Annotated in this window: 19 protein-coding genes; 16 read left to right on the top strand and 3 right to left on the bottom strand. The window is 42.2% G+C overall.

What is annotated here, in order from left to right:
• Window positions 1-24: 24 nt before the first annotated feature.
• The 6 genes from rpsA to RNZ41_RS07285 all read left to right on the top strand — a co-directional run bounded on the left by rpsA (window position 25) and on the right by RNZ41_RS07285 (window position 5,237).
• Entirely contained in the window at window positions 25-1,695 is a 1,671-nt protein-coding gene (rpsA, locus tag RNZ41_RS07310) for a 30S ribosomal protein S1 (protein ID WP_314027833.1), read from the top strand.
• Window positions 1,696-1,966: 271 nt separating this feature from the next.
• Complete coding sequence (locus RNZ41_RS07305) at window positions 1,967-2,263, top strand: integration host factor subunit beta (protein WP_007116365.1); 297 nt, start codon at window positions 1,967-1,969, stop codon at window positions 2,261-2,263.
• A gap of 162 nt (window positions 2,264-2,425) precedes the next feature.
• The gene (locus RNZ41_RS07300; RefSeq protein ID WP_050324106.1) at window positions 2,426-2,785 is read left to right on the top strand and encodes a lipopolysaccharide assembly protein LapA domain-containing protein; all 360 of its coding nucleotides are present in this window, start codon (window positions 2,426-2,428) and stop codon (window positions 2,783-2,785) included.
• Window positions 2,786-2,862: 77 nt separating this feature from the next.
• Complete coding sequence (gene pyrF / locus RNZ41_RS07295; protein ID WP_314027832.1) at window positions 2,863-3,564, top strand: orotidine-5'-phosphate decarboxylase; 702 nt, start codon at window positions 2,863-2,865, stop codon at window positions 3,562-3,564.
• 17 nt (window positions 3,565-3,581) lie between these two features.
• Window positions 3,582-4,373 carry a metallophosphoesterase gene (locus RNZ41_RS07290; protein ID WP_076774435.1) on the top strand — a complete coding sequence of 264 codons (792 nt, stop codon included), beginning with the start codon at window positions 3,582-3,584 and terminating at the stop codon, window positions 4,371-4,373.
• A 114-nt stretch (window positions 4,374-4,487) separates the two neighbouring features.
• Window positions 4,488-5,237: a histidine phosphatase family protein gene (locus tag RNZ41_RS07285; protein WP_083710728.1), complete on the top strand. Its 750-nt coding sequence runs from the start codon at window positions 4,488-4,490 to the stop codon at window positions 5,235-5,237.
• Between the two features lie 89 nt (window positions 5,238-5,326).
• Here RNZ41_RS07285 and RNZ41_RS07280 read toward each other — a convergent pair whose 3' ends face one another.
• From RNZ41_RS07280 to RNZ41_RS07270, 3 genes are all read right to left on the bottom strand, one after another.
• Window positions 5,327-6,493, bottom strand: coding sequence for an acyl-CoA desaturase (locus RNZ41_RS07280; RefSeq protein WP_076774433.1), 1,167 nt, complete (start codon window positions 6,491-6,493; stop codon window positions 5,327-5,329).
• 204 nt (window positions 6,494-6,697) lie between these two features.
• Complete coding sequence (locus RNZ41_RS07275; RefSeq protein ID WP_314026964.1) at window positions 6,698-8,341, bottom strand: sensor histidine kinase; 1,644 nt, start codon at window positions 8,339-8,341, stop codon at window positions 6,698-6,700.
• 3 nt (window positions 8,342-8,344) lie between these two features.
• Window positions 8,345-8,980: a response regulator gene (locus tag RNZ41_RS07270; protein ID WP_314027831.1), complete on the bottom strand. Its 636-nt coding sequence runs from the start codon at window positions 8,978-8,980 to the stop codon at window positions 8,345-8,347.
• A 358-nt stretch (window positions 8,981-9,338) separates the two neighbouring features.
• On the opposite strand from RNZ41_RS07270, the gene RNZ41_RS07265 reads away from it, so the two are divergent.
• The 10 genes from RNZ41_RS07265 to lptB all read left to right on the top strand — a co-directional run bounded on the left by RNZ41_RS07265 (window position 9,339) and on the right by lptB (window position 17,927).
• Entirely contained in the window at window positions 9,339-9,932 is a 594-nt protein-coding gene (locus RNZ41_RS07265) for a 6-pyruvoyl trahydropterin synthase family protein (protein WP_007116356.1), read from the top strand.
• Window positions 9,933-10,010: 78 nt separating this feature from the next.
• Entirely contained in the window at window positions 10,011-10,448 is a 438-nt protein-coding gene (gene tsaE, locus RNZ41_RS07260) for a tRNA (adenosine(37)-N6)-threonylcarbamoyltransferase complex ATPase subunit type 1 TsaE (RefSeq protein WP_314026963.1), read from the top strand.
• On the top strand, window positions 10,441-12,036 hold the full coding sequence (gene mutL, locus RNZ41_RS07255; protein WP_314026962.1) for a DNA mismatch repair endonuclease MutL: 1,596 nt from the start codon (window positions 10,441-10,443) through the stop codon (window positions 12,034-12,036). Before tsaE ends, mutL begins: the two co-directional genes overlap by 8 nt.
• 39 nt (window positions 12,037-12,075) lie before the next feature.
• The gene (gene miaA / locus RNZ41_RS07250; RefSeq protein ID WP_314026961.1) at window positions 12,076-13,128 is read left to right on the top strand and encodes a tRNA (adenosine(37)-N6)-dimethylallyltransferase MiaA; all 1,053 of its coding nucleotides are present in this window, start codon (window positions 12,076-12,078) and stop codon (window positions 13,126-13,128) included.
• A 148-nt stretch (window positions 13,129-13,276) separates the two neighbouring features.
• Window positions 13,277-13,819: an RNA chaperone Hfq gene (gene hfq, locus RNZ41_RS07245; protein ID WP_050324114.1), complete on the top strand. Its 543-nt coding sequence runs from the start codon at window positions 13,277-13,279 to the stop codon at window positions 13,817-13,819.
• 299 nt (window positions 13,820-14,118) lie between these two features.
• A complete protein-coding gene (locus tag RNZ41_RS07240) occupies window positions 14,119-15,087 on the top strand; it encodes a KpsF/GutQ family sugar-phosphate isomerase (RefSeq protein WP_314026960.1) in 969 nt (322 codons plus the stop codon).
• Window positions 15,088-15,144: 57 nt separating this feature from the next.
• Window positions 15,145-15,669, top strand: a complete 525-nt coding sequence (locus RNZ41_RS07235; protein WP_062334430.1) for a KdsC family phosphatase — start codon at window positions 15,145-15,147, stop codon at window positions 15,667-15,669.
• Between the two features lie 179 nt (window positions 15,670-15,848).
• Entirely contained in the window at window positions 15,849-16,421 is a 573-nt protein-coding gene (gene lptC, locus RNZ41_RS07230; protein ID WP_007116348.1) for an LPS export ABC transporter periplasmic protein LptC, read from the top strand.
• A 195-nt stretch (window positions 16,422-16,616) separates the two neighbouring features.
• Window positions 16,617-17,126, top strand: coding sequence for a lipopolysaccharide transport periplasmic protein LptA (gene lptA / locus RNZ41_RS07225; RefSeq protein ID WP_172823567.1), 510 nt, complete (start codon window positions 16,617-16,619; stop codon window positions 17,124-17,126).
• A gap of 57 nt (window positions 17,127-17,183) precedes the next feature.
• On the top strand, window positions 17,184-17,927 hold the full coding sequence (lptB, locus tag RNZ41_RS07220; protein WP_007116346.1) for an LPS export ABC transporter ATP-binding protein: 744 nt from the start codon (window positions 17,184-17,186) through the stop codon (window positions 17,925-17,927).
• Window positions 17,928-17,957 lie beyond the last annotated feature (30 nt).

Here is a 17,957-nt window from a genome sequence, read left to right as displayed (position 1 = left end):
GGCTATACAAAGGTAAATTTTATGATGGAATCATTTGCTGAACTGTTTGAAGCAAGCCAAGCACTTGACGTAGAACGCGGTGCAGTTATCTCTGGTCAAGTAGTTGCGATTGATAGCGACTGGATTACCGTAGACACGGGTCTAAAATCAGAAGGTATCGTTGCGCGTTCAGAATTTTTGAATGAACAAGGCGAGCTTGAAGTAGCAGTTGGCGACCAAGTTCAAGTCGTTGTAGATGCGGTTGACAATGGTATGGGTCAAACCCTATTGTCACGTGAAAAAGCAAAACGTGCTGAAACTTGGAACGTACTTGAAAAACTTTATGAGAACAATGAGATCGTAACCGGTCTTATCTCTGGTAAAGTTAAAGGTGGTTTCACGGTTGATATCGGCTCAGTACGTGCGTTCTTACCAGGTTCATTGGTGGACACTCGCCCAGTACGCGACACCGCGCACTTAGAAGGCAAAGAGCTAGAATTTAAAGTCATCAAACTGGATCAAAAACGCAACAACGTCGTTGTTAGCCGCCGCGCTGTGATGGAATCTGAAAACTCAGCAGAGCGCGAGGCACTACTATCTAACCTCGAAGAAGGTCAAGAAGTGGTCGGCGTAGTGAAAAACTTGACTGATTACGGTGCATTCGTAGACCTAGGTGGTATCGATGGTCTATTACACATCACCGATATGGCATGGCGCCGTATCAAGCACCCATCAGAAGTGGTTGAAGTGGGTCAAGAATTAAAAGTTAAAGTATTAAAATTTGACCGTGAACGTAACCGTGTTAGCTTAGGTCTAAAACAACTAGGCACTGACCCATGGCAAGACGTTCTTAACAACTATCCAAAAGGTACTAACGTTAAAGCACGTGTAACTAACCTTACTGATTATGGTTGTTTTGCTGAAATCGCTGATGGTATCGAAGGCTTGGTACACGTTTCTGAAATGGATCATACCAACAAAAACATCCATCCTTCAAAAGTGGTACAAATCGGTGACGAGATCATGGTTCAAATCCTTGATATCGATGAAGACCGTCGTCGTATTAGCTTAGGTATCAAACAAACCATGCCAAACCCATGGGAAGAGTTTGATAAGAACCACCAAAAAGGCGACAAAGTATCGGGTACTATCAAATCAATCACTGACTTCGGTATTTTTATCGGTCTAGAAGGTGGTATTGATGGTCTAGTTCACTTATCAGACCTTTCTTGGACTGAAAGTGGTGAAGAAGCGATTCGTAACTACAATAAAGGTGATACCGTTGAAGCGGTCATCTTGTCTGTAGATGCAGAAGCTAACCGTATCAGCTTAGGTATCAAACAACTTAACAGCGACCCATTCAACGAATACCTAGTATCAAATGATCGTGGTGCGGTAGTGAAAGGGGTAGTGACTGACGTTGATGCCAAAGGCGCTAAAGTAAAACTAGCTGACGATGTAGAAGGCTATTTACGTGCTTCAGAAATCCAACAAGATAAAGTAGACGATGCGACCACTGTACTGAATGTCGGTGATGAAGTTGAAGCGAAAATTATCAGCGTTGACCGCAAAACTCGCGGTATCAATCTATCAGTTCGTGCAAAAGACGAAGCAGAGCAACGTGATGCTATCAAAGCATTAAGTTCAAATGCAGCAGCTGATACACAACCAAAAACCATTGGTGACTTAATCAAAGAGCAACAACAAAACCAATAATCGGTTTTGCTAGCGATAAAAAAAGCGACTAATTTAGTCGCTTTTTTTTATTTTCACCTTTTAGGTAATCAAATGGAATATTTAGTCTAAAAAAAGACGACGAATTTAGTGCGGTTTTGTTATAATATGCGAAGAAAAGTAATGAAATGTAATTTTTCATTATTAGAATTGTTAATAGATTGCTGGATGAAATTGGAGTGTAACGAAGTTTTTAAAACCATCATTCTGTAATTTATACTATGACAGTTACGTTTAGCGTGTTAGGGGTAGTATGGAAAAAGTGTTAAACAAATCTGACTTGATCACTAGATTATCAAGTGAATGTGAGAATATACCAGAAAAAACCATTGAGGAAGCCACCAAGCAAATCATTGATTTGATGGTCGATACTTTATCTCAAAACGGACGCGTCGAAGTACGCGGTTTTGGTAGTTTTAGTTTGCATCATCGTGAGCCACGTGTGGCGCGCAACCCTAAAACAGGCGAGAAAGTTACCGTGAAAGCAACGGCGATACCCCATTTTAAACCTGGCAAAGCATTGCGAGAGGCAGTCAATCATCATCGTTAGTTGCGGTTTTTGAGTCATTTAACGTTGTTGAACTTACGCTATGGTTTAATATATGATTGATCAAAAAAGAGTGGACAAAAAATCCACTCTTTTTTTTGAATTATCTGTAATAATAGTGGCATTCAAAAATGTAGATTAATTAAAATAACCAAGGAGAAAAATATGCGTTATCTGTTAGCGATTTTGTTGTTCGTGGTCGTTGGTTATTCATTGATGCTGGTATTGGTGAATAACAACCAAGTCGAAGTAAATTTACTGTTTAGCCAAGTACCACAAATGAGTTTGGGGCTACTGCTGATTATTAGCATTGTTTTAGGGGTCATTGCGGGGCTATTGATAGGTGTGATTTTATTTCGTGTGTTACAAATGAAACTGGAAAATCAGCGCTTATCTAAAGAGTTAAAGCAAACCCAAGAAAAATTGATGCAAACGCAGCATAATTATGAACAGCATTTAGCGCAAACTAGCAATGCAACGATTGCACCTACCGTAGCCAACCCTAATTTACCACCCGTACGATAAGCAATCCATACTATCATGTTAAAAAAAAGAGTCAGTTTGTTATGAATCAAGTGGCAGTACCGCAAGCAACATCACTCATCAAATCAGCCATCAAGTCACCCATTATTGTGGCATTGGATAACATGGATGACCGTCAGGCATTAAGCTTGGCGGATAAGTTAGACCCTACCTTGTGCCGATTAAAAGTTGGTAAAGAGCTGTTTACCAAATATGGTAATAGCTTAGTGACATCCTTACATCAGCGTGATTTTGAGGTGTTTTTGGATTTAAAATTTCATGATATCCCCAACACCACCGCGCAGGCGGTCTTAGCAGCGGCTGATTTGGGGGTGTGGATGGTCAATGTACATGCCAGTGCGGGGCGTACCGCCATGCAAACGGTGAAAGCGCGTTTATCAGCGCAACACTACCAAACCTTAGTGATTGCGGTGACGGTGCTGACCTCTATGTCACAGCAAGATTTGGCTGAAGTGGGCATCACCGACTCAGTAGAAAATCATGTCAAGCGACTAGCATTATTGACGCAGCAGTCAGGGCTTGATGGGGTAGTTTGCTCTGCGCAAGAAGCCAATATGCTTAAACAGCTTTGCGGCAAGGATTTTCTGTTAGTCACGCCAGGTATCAGGCTGCCAGAAGATGCCAGTAATGACCAAACCCGCATTTGCACGCCCAAAGATGCCATAGCAAATGGATCTGATTATTTGGTGATTGGGCGGTCAATTACGGCAGCAGCGGATCCCACCGCCAAACTGCACTATATCTTGGATACGTTAAAATAACCCATTTCGAGTCATGTATGCCAGTACGTTTTCAAGTGTTAAGTGATTTACATATTGATAGCTATGCAAGAAGAGATTTGCCCATTGGTAAAATCCCTTACACAAACGCCGATGCTATTTTAGTAGCGGGCGACACGTCCAATGGGCTTTTGGGCATCGAATGGCTCATCGGCGAATCAAAGCGACTTGAGAAACCAATTTTTGTGATTGTGGGCAATCATGAGTATTTTGGTCATAACATTCTTACTCTCGATGAGCAGATAAAAGCATTGACGAAAGATACGCAAGTGCATTTTTTACAATGCACGAGCTTTGAATTTATGGGTGTCAGAATTATTGGTACAACGCTTTGGACGGATTATCACTATCAACCACAAGATAATACGTTGGAGATTGCTCAGCAGTTTATGCGCGATTATCGCGAGATTTATTATGATAACCGACTGTTAACGCCCCAAGATACCGTAGCTATTCATCAGCGGCAGAGGGCATGGCTGCAGAATGCCTTAAAACAAAGCGAAAAAGATGCTATGCCCACCGTGGTCATGACACATCACAGCATTAGCCCATTATCTATCGCGCCAAAATATGCCAATTTTCCCAGTAATGCAGGATTTGTGGTTGATTTGAGCGAATGGTTACAGCGCGATTTTGCACCTAATATTTGGCTGCATGGACATACCCATGAAGCGTTTGATTATCAGCAAGGTCATACACGTGTTATTGTCAATCCCAGAGCCTACCCTAATGAAATCAGTAGTACCGGGATAGTTTTTGACTGGCATAAAGTCATTGAAGTCATGGTATGATTGGCGCGTTTGCCGCAGTAACATCCCATTTAATCGCTTAAATTTTTGACCTCATCAATTTATAGTATCAATTTATGGTGCAAAGATAAAAAGATATAAGGAATGCGTATTTAAATGTCTAACTCAATCAATACCATGCCTGCTCATTTACCGCCCAGTATGATTGACTCGGTTAAGCTACTGCCGAAAAATGAGCGATTAATCTTATTTACCCGTCATTCATTGCGCGAAATGTCAGATAAAAATGGCTTTGCCAGTTATGCATTACCATTGACATCAAAAGGCAGAGTGTTGGCGGAGTCTTGGGGACGTTGGTTGGCTGCCAACTTAGATTACTCGATGGATGTAGACAGCATCAGTAGCCCGATACAACGTTGTATTGATACCGCAATTTTAATGCAAGCAGGGGCCGGCATCTCAAGGAATGTGTCGCACCAATCACTGTTGGTAGAGCCAGGTAGTTTGGTGGTTGACCATGAAGAAGTGAGCAAGGTATTCAAACAAATTGGTGCGCTCAATTTTATCAATCGTTTTTTGGCGGGCGACATGGCAGGGATTAAAGCGCCACATAAAGGCGGTTTGGATTTATTAGCGCTTTTATTTCAGCACCAGCCAAAGCACGGACATTTATTACTGGCGGTTAGTCATGATACGCTGTTATCAGCGTTCTTAGCGGTGATGATGGGCGTGGGTGAAATTAGCTGGGATGACTGGCCAAAAATGATGGAAGGGGTATTTTTGTGGTTTGATGATAAACCCTTTAGCGACGCAAAAGTACATTTTATTTGGCGCGGGCAGTGCTATGAACGCCGATTGATTGAATTGTTAGACCCATTTTCACCCTCTTATCCGTTAAAAGACTAATCGATACCCAACAAAACAACAAAAATAAAGGTAGGACTTTATCCTACCTTTTTTGACACAGTCAACCTTTAAACATATTTATGTTTTAATCAAACATGCTTACCTTTTAAATGATTAACCAAATTTTCAATTTGCTGCGCATGATTGCGAAGTTTATCCTCAATGCCACTAAACTGGTCTTTTAGCTTATCATCGACTTCATGAATACGCTGGGCAAACTCATTTTTTTTCATCTCAATGGCTTGCGTTTTTAACGCTTGCCATTCTGCAATCGTTTGTTTGAAGGCTTGTTGTTCACTGTTTAAACGATCTTTTATCACTTGGAAATCGCTGGTTAAATTCCCTGAAAAAGTCGCAACTTTTTTCTCAGCACGTTTGAATGCCATTTCTGTTTGTGCATGCTGAATGGTGACGTCTGGGACACGTTTTAAATCCCAAGTCAAACCGATTTTTGACAAGCCATAAATAATCCATTTACTAGGATCATATTGCCACCATTTTACCCCATTGCGATAGTCGTATTGGAAAAAGTGGTGGTAGTTATGATAGCCTTCGCCCCAAGTGAAAATCGCCAGAATCGGATTATCACGCGCGGTGTTGGTATCGGTATAAGGACGGGTACCAAACATATGGCAAAGCGAGTTGATAAAGAAAGTAAAATGATGGCTTAACACCAAACGCAGTAGTCCTGCAAGTACTAAGGTACCCGCAACATCACCCACCATCCAACCAAACAGCGCTGGCAAGCCAATATTGGCCAATAAAATCCACAGAGCATAATATTTATCTTGCGCCACTAACACAGGATCAGCTTTTAAATCTGGGATATTTTTGTAGTCATAGTTGCCGCTTGGGTAGTTTTTGAGCATCCAACCGATGTGTGAGAACCAAAAGCCACGCTTGGCAGAGTAGGGGTCTTGATAGATATCATCGACGTGGCGGTGGTGCAAACGGTGTCCTGCACACCAGTCAAATACTGAGCCCTGAACAGCTAACGTGCCGCCAATCAGAAAGAACCATTTGACAATCGGATGCGCTTGGTAAGTACGATGTGACCATAAACGGTGATAACCGACAGTAATACTTAACCCATTCCAAGCCATAAAGAATGCGAAAATTGCCCAAACTTGCCAACTGACGCTATGTGTCCACAAGTAATAAGGTACAATCAATAAAGCCGCCAAAGGCGTGCTAATTAAGACAAACGCAGGGATCCAATTGATGGGCGCGTTTTCAAAAGATTGAGGTTGTGCCATAGAGATAAATGTCCTGAGGATGATCAAAATACGACATGTATTTTTTTAATCATTGACGCTATATTGTACTGAAAAAATGGAAAAAAGTGAACACATATACACTCAAATTCCCGACAATTTTGCTAAATTGATATCGATAAACTTACTGTAATATGAATGCTTTAGCCAAAAAATTCAATTAAAAATTTTAGCTACAAAGATATTTTAGACGGACGGTAAAGTTTTGGTTTGACAAATCATCCGAAAGCAAGTTTGCCCCTCACTTCGTACATATTCTAGATTGGCATAGTTTGCCTGGCAGAAGGCCTGCGACAAATAAAGCCCCAGACCCGTGCCCTGACTATCGGTGGTAAAAAACGGATTAAATAAATACTGAATATTTTCTTTGGCAACGCCGTGACCCGTATCTATCACATCGATATGGATAGATTTGCCAGATTCATACACTTGAAGGGTGACAAAAGCATGGGGCTCGGTTTTGCTACTAAAACGCAGCCCGTTATTGATGAGGTTGACCAAAATCTGTGCTAGCTGATAGTTATCAAACATAAAGCCTTTATCAGTATGGCAGTGCAGAAAAATATCATGGCCGCTAAAATTTTCTTGTATAAAATCGTTTAGCCAAGTTTTGGGTTCAATATAAACAAAATTAGGGCGCTGCTGACGAGATAATTTCAGCACATCTTCGATGATTTTATTGACCCGAATGGTTTGGTGATAAATCATCTCATATAGCAGGATATTATCATCGGATAAGCCGCTGTCAGCCTCATTAACTTCCTCCATTAATAATTGACTGGCTTGGCTAATGGTTGCCAGCGGGTTACGAATCTCATGGGCAATACTGGCGGATAATTGCCCTAGTGATGCAAGTTTTAACTGCTGCGCGCGGCTAAACTCATCACGTAAATCTTCAATAAAAATAATGGCATATTGCTGTCTTAATTGGGTGATACGAAGTCGCAAGTCATTAAAGCTTTGGTGATTGGGCTCAATGCCAACGGCCAAAGGTGTGCTAGCAGTCGCTGCACCGAGCCGCACTATTAAAGTTTCTTCAGGCTCTTGGATGATGGGTGCAAGTCTCGCGGCTAATAGGGGGGAAATGTCTAGTAAATTAAAATTATCAAGGGCCTTGGGCAGATGTAGTTGTTCGAGTGCGGTATCATTGGCGATAAAAATTTCTAAATCGTGGGATAATACCACCACCCCTTGGTCAATGATTTGCACGATTTTATTGTTGATGGCATTTAGCGCATTGACTTCATTGACTTGGCGCTCAGAGAGCCGCTCAATTTGTTTAAGCCGTTTGGATAACGTATAACTTAAATAAGCCACCCCGATAAAGCTAATCGCCATTGAAGCCACGTTATTGACTAGCGCGTAGTTCACATCGCTTTTTAGGGTTTGATAAAACTGCTGATAAATAACCAGCGTGATGGCAAAAATAGTGAGCAAAATAGCTTGGTTGGAGCGCACCAACATAAAGGCCGCCGCGACTTGCACCAAAAACAACAAAATGACTTGTAAGTCATTACCACCGCTAAAATACAACAAAGTAGTGAGTACTAGCGCATCAACAGTTAGTCCGACCATCAACAGCGGATTTTTAGGATAAAAGTAATACAAAGTAAATAAAGCAATACTAAAGAAAAAATAGAAAAAGGTAGGAAAAAGATTAATCAATACCCAATAGTCATGCTGGGCATTTTTTAGTGCCAACATAAAACTAAAGGAAAAAAAGATAGCAATAATAATACGGTAACCATTGTAGACGTTACCGATTTTTTTGGTTTTATCGTGGGTACTTGGCTTGTCAAATAGCGATGAAAACGCAGGATTGGTAATCATGGTTTAGGGTTGAATCAAACCGTGACGCATAGCCAAATGGGTAAGTTTGACATCACTGTCGATATTAAGCTTTTCAAAAATACGATAACGGTAGGTATTGACTGTTTTGACACTCACAAACAACTGATCGGCGATTTGCTGTGGACTTTTGCAATTGACCACCATCATCGCCACCTGCATTTCTCGCTCACTTAGCGCATCAAATGGCGACTCTGAATTGTCAGTGAATAAAATATCAGCAAGCTGCTCGGCAACATCGGCGCTAAAATAACGCCCGCCTTGGTGGACTTTTTTGATGCCTTTAATCATCTCATCAAGCGGTGTCCCTTTGGTGATATAGCCACTCACCCCTGCTTTGATGAGCATGGATGGGTAGGGCTGCTGAACTAGAGAGCTGACCGCCAAAATCTTGGTGTTTTTATCGGTTTGCAGCAAGCGCTTGGTGACTTCTAACCCGCCAATGGTAGGCATATTGACATCAAGTAACACCAAATCGGGTTTTAATTGTTTGGTTTTGATAATCGCGGTTTCACCATCAGCAGCTTCACCAACCACATCAATATCCGGGCTATCTGACAACATCCGTACGATACCCATGCGGACTAAATCATGATCGTCAACGACCAATACTCTAATCATCATTTTTTATCTCCACCGCGCTTATCTTTGCTTATCTTTATGCCAACAAAGTTTTGTATCAATAACACTTTATATTAACAAGACTTTATATCAACAAAAATTTATATAAAAAAGAATCAGCTAAAAAAAACTCATTTTTCAAAAATAACTGTCTATCCCCAAGTTTTTATATTAGCACAGTTAGCGATTTAAGACGTGAGTTACTGTCTTAAATGTGACGAGATTTTTTGTTTGGGTTATGGGTAAATTTAGGTAGACAAATTTGCGCATATGACGAAAATTCGCTTAACTTGCCCAATAGCTTTATAATAGTCAGCATTCAAACCTTTATTACTGCTAAAAAAATGCGAATCCCATTATGAGAATTAGAAAGCTGTTTAAATTTGAAAATGCCCATATCGTGCGCAATTGTAGCTCCGATCGCTGCAAGTACTCGATTCATGGGCATAGTTACCAAATCGAACTGATTTTAGAAGCGCACCGACTCGATCACGGACAAATGGTGTATGATTTTGGGCTGTTAAAATCATCGATCAAAGACATCATTGATAGTTTTGATCATGCTATTTGTTTTTGGGATAAAGATGACCCTGACTATATTGACGCCTGCAAAAAATTTAGCGCGCGCTGGATTAGTTTGCCTGTTTCGCCCTCGGCAGAGCAGTTTAGCCGCGTGGTGTTTTTTTGGGCAAGAGAAATCTTAAAACAAACCCAAATGCAAAACGGTGAAACCGATGTCAAAGTGTATTCCGTCATCGCCCACGAAACAGCGACAGGCTATGCCCAATGCTTTGAAGACGATGTCGATAATGCCCAAATGGGCGCGTTGACGCTGGGTGATTTTGAATTTAGCGAGCAAGTAAAAGCCGAATGGCATGACCCAAACATGTATGACAAATTAAAAAAAGGCGAAAAATTTGTCAATCCGACAGTGGTGTTACAAGTTGACTAAGCTGTTGGTATCTGACGGGGTTGTTGTAACGATTTTTGATTTAGGACAAACATTGGGCAAGTTGGGAAATTAATCGACATGAATAAAACTATCCTCCTAAAATCCGAAACCGACACCCAAGCCTTAGCTAAAGAGCTTGCCGAAATGAATGTGACCGGTAGCGTTTGGCTGTCGGGTGATTTGGGTGCGGGCAAGACCACGCTTACCCGCTATTGGCTACAGGCAATGGGTCATACAGGCGCGGTAAAAAGTCCGACTTTTACCCTGGTTGAACCTTATCGTATTACGCAGGACGATGGTACAATTAAGCCGGTTTACCACGCCGATTTATACCGCCTCAATGATCCTGGAGAATTGGAATTTATCGGTTTTTATGAATATCAAGATGAGCCAAATAGTTTGGTGATTATTGAATGGGCGAGTCGTGCAGCAGGCTATTTGACGCCGCCCAATGCAAGCATTGATATCAAACGCCTAGATGACGAACAACGAGAAGTGACGATAAGTTTTGCCTGAAAACCGTATTCATAAATTATCCCCACTGCTTATTAACCAAATCGCCGCTGGCGAGGTAGTGACGCGCCCTGCTTCTGTGGTCAAAGAACTGATTGAAAATGCTATCGATGCCAACGCTACTCATATTCGAATCGATATTGAGCAAGGCGGGCTTGGGTTGATTCAAATTAGTGACAACGGCATGGGAATTCATCCTGATGACATGACGCTTGCAGTCACTCGCCATGCCACCAGTAAACTTGCTAATGTCAATGAGTTGGTTGGTATTCATAGTTTAGGCTTTCGCGGTGAGGCACTAGCGAGCATTGCGGCGATATCGCATCTGACATTAACCAGTAGTCACAATGACAGCGGTATAGGGCAACAGCTGAGCGTGAGCGGTAGTGAGGTAAGCCAAGCTACTATTCGTCCTATCGTAAAACATCGCGGCACGTGTGTCAGCGTTCGCGATTTGTACTTCAATGTGCCAGGCAGACGCTCGCACCTAAAAAGTATCGCCACAGAATTTGCCCATATTGAACAAGTCGTGCAGCGATTAGCGATTAGTTTTGCCGATGTGCAGATTGAATTATATCATCAAGACAAATTGCGTTTTAGCTTAACGCAGTCAGCCCAAGCCCCTCACCAAAATTTAGAGGGTGCTGCATTGCCTTTTTTGCCCGCGTTTAGTTTGGCGCGGCTTGAACAAGCGTTAAATTTGCCATTGGCTGAGATTGCACAGCCATTTTATTTATCGCTGCAAGGTTTACAAGCACAGGCAGAGGATTTAAGGGCCCAAGTCACTGGCTGGTTTTTTATCGCCCATAAAAATAATCTGCCAAAACTGATTTATATCAATCATCGTTTGGTCAGTGATTTGGCGATTAGCCAAGCCATACAAAAAGTGGGTCGCAAGCTAGGGATTGGCATCGATAATTCGCTACAAATGGGCTATGCGTTGTCTTTTGAGCTGCCTGCTGAGTGGATAAATGTCAATATTCACCCGAGTAAACAACAAGTCAAAATCCAACCATTGACCAATATATTAGCTTGGTTGTCTCAGCATATGCTAGAGCAATTGCCGCCTAAAATGATGGAGCTAAACACCCTGCAACGAAAAGCTTGCATGACAAATACTGATGACAGTAACGTCGATAAATTTCAAAACTTGCCTGCGGGTAAAGCTACGTCCATTCAGTATATAAAGCCTAATGACAAACCCACCAATCACATAACTCACGTTGCCGAAAATCAGTCGCTTTATCAGCTGGGAATCCAGATGGGAAATCAGCTAGCAATAAAGGGTGCTGTCGATAGGGTAACGGATAGCGACTCGATACAGCTAGTAACCTTATTTGAAAACAAGCATGAATTTGAAAGACAGCATCAATGTGAAAACCAGCATCAAACTTTTGCTTTAATTCTTTGGCAAGGATATTTTTATCTGATTGATTTACAATATCATCATATAGACAGTGATGATAAAGCCTATGTTCAATCTTATTTGAATCAAGCTGATTTTACCCAAATTGCCGATAATGCCATTCGAGTCAGTGAAACTGACATGCTACAATGGCTGCTGTCGCAGTCGCATTTACCTAATCCCTAGTTACCTCCCTATTCACCTTAACAATCCCCAGAATAAGCTATGATAACAGCCGATAAACAAGACGTGATTTGCCTTATAGCACCTACTGCCAGCGGTAAAACAGCGTTGGCATACGAACTCTACGAAACAGGCAAATATCGTCTTATTTCGGTAGATTCTGCCTTGATTTATCGGGATATGAATATCGGGACTGCCAAACCGACACGTGAAGAATTGGCAAAGTATCCACATGCGCTTGTTGACATCATTAGTCCTGAGCAAAGCTACAGCGTTGCCCAGTTTGTCAGCGATGTGGACTATCATATCAATCTTGCTCATCAGCAAAATAAAACACCTGTGCTAGTGGGTGGAACGATGATGTACTATATGGCACTGATTCAAGGTATCAATGATATCCCAGCAACCTTGCCAGAGATTCGCCAACAAGTCACCCAACTGATTGCCGAGCAGGGGGTTGAACAGCTGCATGCTTATTTGACCCAAGTAGATCCCATCCTTGCTAAGCAACTCAAAACCACAGACACACAAAGAATTGGCAGAGCGGTGGAAATTTATCTGCAAACAGGTAAGCCATTAAGCGCTTGGCAGAATCAGCCCGCTAGGGCGTTAGCCGACAATCCACATCAGCGTTGGCAAATTTTAGCCGTGATGCCAGATCGTGATTGGTTACACAAGCGTATCGCACTTCGGTTAGATATCATGTGGCAACAAGGCTTTTTGCAGGAAGTGATTGCCCTGCGACAACAATATCACCTCACGGCTGATCTGCCATCCATGCGCTGCGTTGGCTACCGGCAAGCTTGGGATTTTTTAGAAAAAATACAAAATACAACATTGTTTACATATGATAATAATGAAGAAAATTTTCATGATGATGTGGCGCGTTTTTTACTAAACACGCACAGCTCCCCAATTCAAGATTATAGACAAACTATGCAAAATGAGGCATTATATGCTACAAGGCAGCTAGCAAAACGCCAATATACATGGATGCGTAAGCTAGTAAGTACACAACAATTGGTTGAGCGTTTTGATATCAGACCCTTGGCAACTATTGATCAAGCAAGAAATTTGCTAATAAAAACAAGTTAACAGCAGTGACATGCTTGAGTGATACTATTTGAGTGCTTATCTAATATGGTGATTCGACAATCCATATTAAGCTAATAAGGTATAATTAAAAATTCGTTTAAAAATATAATAATTTAACCAACTTTCTGTTTATTTCTGGGAGAAACCTATGTCAAAAGGTCAAACACTACAAGACCCTTTCTTAAACTCTTTACGCAAAGACCGTATTCCAGTGTCTATTTTTTTAGTCAATGGCATCAAACTTCAAGGTCAAATCGAATCTTTCGATCAATATGTGGTGTTACTTAAAAACACTGTCAGTCAAATGGTCTACAAACACGCCATTTCAACGGTAGTACCAGCCCGCAATCCACGTTCAGCCACGCCAATGCCAGGGGCAAGTGGATACGGCCAATCTAGCCAACTGGGCTTTGGTCAAACAGGCGGTTTTGAACCACAGGGCTATGGCGCAAATCGCACAGGGTTTGCTAATCGTGGGGGCTTTGGTGACCGCGGCTTTGATGGTGGTTATGACAATGACCCACGTGGCTATTCGCACGAGCGTACAGGGTTTGCGCAAGCACCGTATGATCGCAGTGGTTTTACTGACCGTGGTTTTGATAGCGGCTATGACACTATGAATTTTGAGCCTGCCAAAGATGATACTAATTTTGACGATGATGCCAACGGCAATGGTGAAGACAAGTTTTAATTTTTAAATTCCAAACATGATATTACGTGGCGAACCCTATCAGTGTTCGCCATTTTTTATAGCTTTTATAACTTGTCTTTTATAGTTTATTTGGAACTGATTTAGCAATGCCTAGATTGTTAATATAAACTCGATGAAATGTTGTCAAAATATGTATTTTCGGACTTATCCCGTGAATATTGGCTTAAATTGCGCTATGATACAGTTTGAAAAAGTTTAAATTTTAGCTTTTAAGGTTGCTGATGGCTGAGCGATTAAGCGCACAAAAAGTGATTTTGAAAAATTAGTGAGGAATTATCTTGGATGCATCGGTTGATTATTTAAAGCATGCCAGAGACGCTATCAAAACAGAACAACATGCTTTAGATTTGCTGATTGAACAGCTAGATGAACGATTTGTGACCGCTTGCCATTTGATCGAAAACTGTCAGGGGCGTGTGGTGGTGACAGGCATGGGTAAGTCAGGGCTCATTGGTCGCAAAATTGCAGCGACTTTTGCCTCAACGGGAACGCCGTCTTTTTTTATGCATCCTGGTGAAGCGGGTCATGGCGACCTTGGCATGTTGGTCAAAGGCGATGTGTTAATCGCCATCTCGAACTCAGGTGAGTCAGATGAAATCCGCACGTTACTGCCTGTGGTAAAAAAACTGGGCATTCCGCTCATTAGTATCAGCCGCGACAAACGTGGTATTTTGCCAAGATCTGCCGATGTAGCTTTGACTTTAGGGGCGTCTGAAGAAGCTTGTCCCCTTGGTTTGGCACCGACATCAAGTACCACAGCTACTTTGGCGTTAGGAGATGCGTTAGCGGTAGCGCTAGTGCATAGTAAGCATTTTACCTCAGAAGATTTTGCTTTATCACACCCTGCAGGGGCATTGGGTCGCAAATTATTAACCCAAGTGAAAGACTTGATGCATGTAAATAACCTGCCAACCATTGATGAGCATTCGACGCTTAACGAAGCCTTGTTTAGCATGACGGGTGGCAGACTGGGGATGACGGTGATTACCAATACGAACAATCAAGTCGTGGGCGTATTCACCGATGGCGACTTGCGCCGTGGCTTAGCGCGCCAATTGGGGCTTGATACGCCGATTAGTCAGGTAATGTCAACCAATCCAAAGTCCGTCAATCCTGATATGCGTGCGTCTGATGCGCTGACATTAATGAATGAACAAAAGATAAATCAGCTATTAATCATTAATGATGATAAGACTTTAGCGGGTATTTTGACCTTGCATGAGCTACTGCATGCGGGTGTGAATTAATAGGCTTAAAATAACTACTTTTAAAGTAACTAGGCTTACAATAATAAGGATAAGGTCATGCAAAGTCTGCTCACTAAAGCAAAAAACGTTAAACTATTGGTTATGGATGTGGATGGTGTACTGTCTGATGGAAAAATTATCTATGATGCCAACAGTGTTGAAACCAAAGGCTTTAATGTTCAAGATGGCTTTGGTATTCAGCGTATTCACCAAGCAGGTATTCAAACTGCCATTATAACGGGTCGCACTAGCGCCATTGTCACGCATCGCGCCAAAGAATTAAAAATTACCCATCTAGTGCAAGGGCGGGAAGACAAATTGACGGCGCTCAATGAATTGTTAGCTAAGATTGGTATCTCGCTAGCAGAATGTGCTTATATCGGTGATGATTGGCCAGATATCAAAGCCTTGCAATCCGTCGGATTTGCTGTAGCCGTGGCAAATGCTAATGGCGAAGTCATCAAACGGGTCGACATGGTTACCACGCGCTCAGGCGGAGAAGGGGCAGTTCGTGAGTTATGTGATTTGATTTTAAAAGCAACGGGTCATTACGATGATATTTTGGCCAGTTATGTGGTTTAGGTCATATAACTTGGTTTAAGGGATTTATGCTAAGGGATTTGTTCTAAGTGATTTTTTTTGAAAGTGGTTTAGTTTAAGTGATTTAGTTTAAGCAATTTGTTTTAAGTGATTTGGCGTATGCGGCTTAGTGTGGTAACGTCCATTTTTATCAAATTTTTTGGCAATGTTAGGTGGCAATCGTGTCAACAAAAACGCTATTTATTTTAGGCTTATTATTTATTATCGTATCGGCCTATTTTTATACGCAAAACGATGCTCGCTTGACCCAAGTATCACTCAAACCGACCGATATTGATTACCAAGCAGAGCAAATTAAAGCGCTACAAACGACCGAAACAGGTAGTGTCGGCTATCAGTTAACAGCGGCGCAGGTAACCCATTACCAAAATGCCAATACCGCCGTGATGTCCAAGCCACAGATTGTTATCCGTCCAAAAAATGAGCGTGAAGTAACCTTGGTGGCAGACCAAGCACAATTGGATGAAAATAAGCAGATTGCCAAACTGATAGGTAACGTGACCTTAACCAGCGTTCCGTTGCTCACCCAAAATACTAGTATGTCGAATTTGCCCGTTAAAATGATAGGTAAAAACTTTGTCGGTGATTTGGTCAATAATACAGTAATGACTAATGAACCGCTTACCTTTATTCATGGGAATAATCGGTTTGATGCCAAACAATTTAGTGGTGACTTGGCAACGGGTGATTACGGTTTTGGACAAGTGAGTGTGATGATTCAACCTGCACAGTAGCTAACCCTAACCCTAACCCTATCTCTATGGAGTAGAGTGGCTACTGTTAAGATAGTCATTCAGTTGCGATGTTGACGGGATTTAAGTGAGTATCAAAAATCTTTAACTTCGGTGCTAATTTAATCTATATTGTTGATTTTAAAATTTTTATATAAAAGGTTTAACATGATTGTGGTGAAGACTCGACAATTAATAATGGCTGGCGGTGTGTCAATTGCTGGCATCCTTGCGGCATCGAACGTGGCAAACGCCTTGCCATCAGACGCCAATGAGCCGATTCGGTTGTTGGCAGACAAAGCGACGTACAGTGAGCGCTCTGGGGTGACAAGCTATACAGGCAACGTCACCATTACCCAAGGCACGCTCAAAATGGCGGCGGATAATTTAACCGTCAATTTGACGCCAACCCGCGCCATCGAAAGTGCAGTCGCAACCGGGCGTCCTGCCACTATCCAACAAATTGTGACACAAGAGAAGGGCTTGGCGAAAGGTCAGGCGAATCGAATTGATTACAATGTCAAAACAGGGCTTGTCACCCTCACGGGTAATGCGCGCTTGACCCAAAATGGCGGTAGTTTTTCTGGGAATGTCATCCATTACAGTCTAAAAGTGGGTGATATTGAGGCAAAAGCAGGGAATAACCAACGTGTTGAGTTGGTGTTTCCGCCACAATCAACCAACCGTGTGGGCGTTCGTAATCGCTAGTGTTTTTTAACTTGCTTTCGCTTTGTTTATTGCCATTGTTTAGTTCTAGGATTTATTATGTCGCAACCGCAAGCCAACCAGACTCTAATCATGCAGCACCTTGCCAAACGCTATGGCAAGCGTTGGGTGGTTAAAGATGTGTCTTTTTCCGTAGAACAAGGGCAAGTGGTTGGGTTACTCGGTCCAAATGGGGCGGGTAAGACTACCAGCTTTTATATGGTCGTTGGTCTGGTCAATATGGACAAAGGGCAGATACAGCTGGGCAATCAAGATTTGTCGGCATTGTCCATGCACGAGCGCGCCGCAGCAGGCATTGGCTACTTACCGCAGGAAGCGTCAATTTTTCGCAAATTAACCGTTGAAGAAAATATTTTATCGATTTTGCAGACTCGCACAGATTTGGATAAAGCGGGGCAGCAGCAGCAACTTGAGCAGCTGATTGGGGAATTTAATTTGGGTCATGTGCGCCATTCATTAGGGATGAGCGTGTCAGGCGGTGAGCGCAGACGCTGTGAGATTGCCCGCAGCCTTGCCTCAAATCCCAAGTTTATTTTGCTTGACGAGCCTTTTGCTGGGGTTGACCCGATTTCGGTAGGCGATATCAAAGAGGTGATTATCAAGCTTAAACAGCGCGGCATCGGCGTGCTCATTACCGATCATAATGTACGTGAAACTTTGGCTATCTGTGAACATGCCTATATTGTCAGTGAAGGACAAATTATTGCGGCAGGCACGCCAGAGCATATTTTAGACAATGAGTTGGTACGTAAGGTCTACTTGGGTGAAAACTTCATGGTCTAGCAAGCAGGGTTTAGTAAGATGGTTGCAAGC

The organism is Moraxella sp. DOX410 (assembly GCF_032248735.1).
GTDB classification, from domain to species: Bacteria; Pseudomonadota; Gammaproteobacteria; order Pseudomonadales; family Moraxellaceae; genus Faucicola; species Faucicola tetraodonis.
This window is presented reverse-complemented; position numbering and strand designations above follow the sequence as displayed.

Bases quoted from the DNA above. Each gene is read 5' to 3' on its own strand.
- rpsA (WP_314027833.1), top strand. From the start codon at position 25: ATGGAATCATTTGCTGAACTGTTTGAAGCAAGCCAAGCACTTGACGTA.
- RNZ41_RS07305 (WP_007116365.1), top strand. From the start codon at position 1,967: ATGGAAAAAGTGTTAAACAAATCTGACTTGATCACTAGATTATCAAGT.
- RNZ41_RS07300 (WP_050324106.1), top strand. From the start codon at position 2,426: ATGCGTTATCTGTTAGCGATTTTGTTGTTCGTGGTCGTTGGTTATTCA.
- RNZ41_RS07290 (WP_076774435.1), top strand. From the start codon at position 3,582: ATGCCAGTACGTTTTCAAGTGTTAAGTGATTTACATATTGATAGCTAT.
- RNZ41_RS07285 (WP_083710728.1), top strand. From the start codon at position 4,488: ATGTCTAACTCAATCAATACCATGCCTGCTCATTTACCGCCCAGTATG.
- RNZ41_RS07280 (WP_076774433.1), bottom strand. From the start codon at position 6,493: ATGGCACAACCTCAATCTTTTGAAAACGCGCCCATCAATTGGATCCCT.
- RNZ41_RS07275 (WP_314026964.1), bottom strand. From the start codon at position 8,341: ATGATTACCAATCCTGCGTTTTCATCGCTATTTGACAAGCCAAGTACC.
- RNZ41_RS07270 (WP_314027831.1), bottom strand. From the start codon at position 8,980: ATGATTAGAGTATTGGTCGTTGACGATCATGATTTAGTCCGCATGGGT.
- RNZ41_RS07265 (WP_007116356.1), top strand. From the start codon at position 9,339: ATGAGAATTAGAAAGCTGTTTAAATTTGAAAATGCCCATATCGTGCGC.
- tsaE (WP_314026963.1), top strand. From the start codon at position 10,011: ATGAATAAAACTATCCTCCTAAAATCCGAAACCGACACCCAAGCCTTA.
- miaA (WP_314026961.1), top strand. From the start codon at position 12,076: ATGATAACAGCCGATAAACAAGACGTGATTTGCCTTATAGCACCTACT.
- hfq (WP_050324114.1), top strand. From the start codon at position 13,277: ATGTCAAAAGGTCAAACACTACAAGACCCTTTCTTAAACTCTTTACGC.
- RNZ41_RS07235 (WP_062334430.1), top strand. From the start codon at position 15,145: ATGCAAAGTCTGCTCACTAAAGCAAAAAACGTTAAACTATTGGTTATG.
- lptA (WP_172823567.1), top strand. From the start codon at position 16,617: ATGGCTGGCGGTGTGTCAATTGCTGGCATCCTTGCGGCATCGAACGTG.
- lptB (WP_007116346.1), top strand. From the start codon at position 17,184: ATGTCGCAACCGCAAGCCAACCAGACTCTAATCATGCAGCACCTTGCC.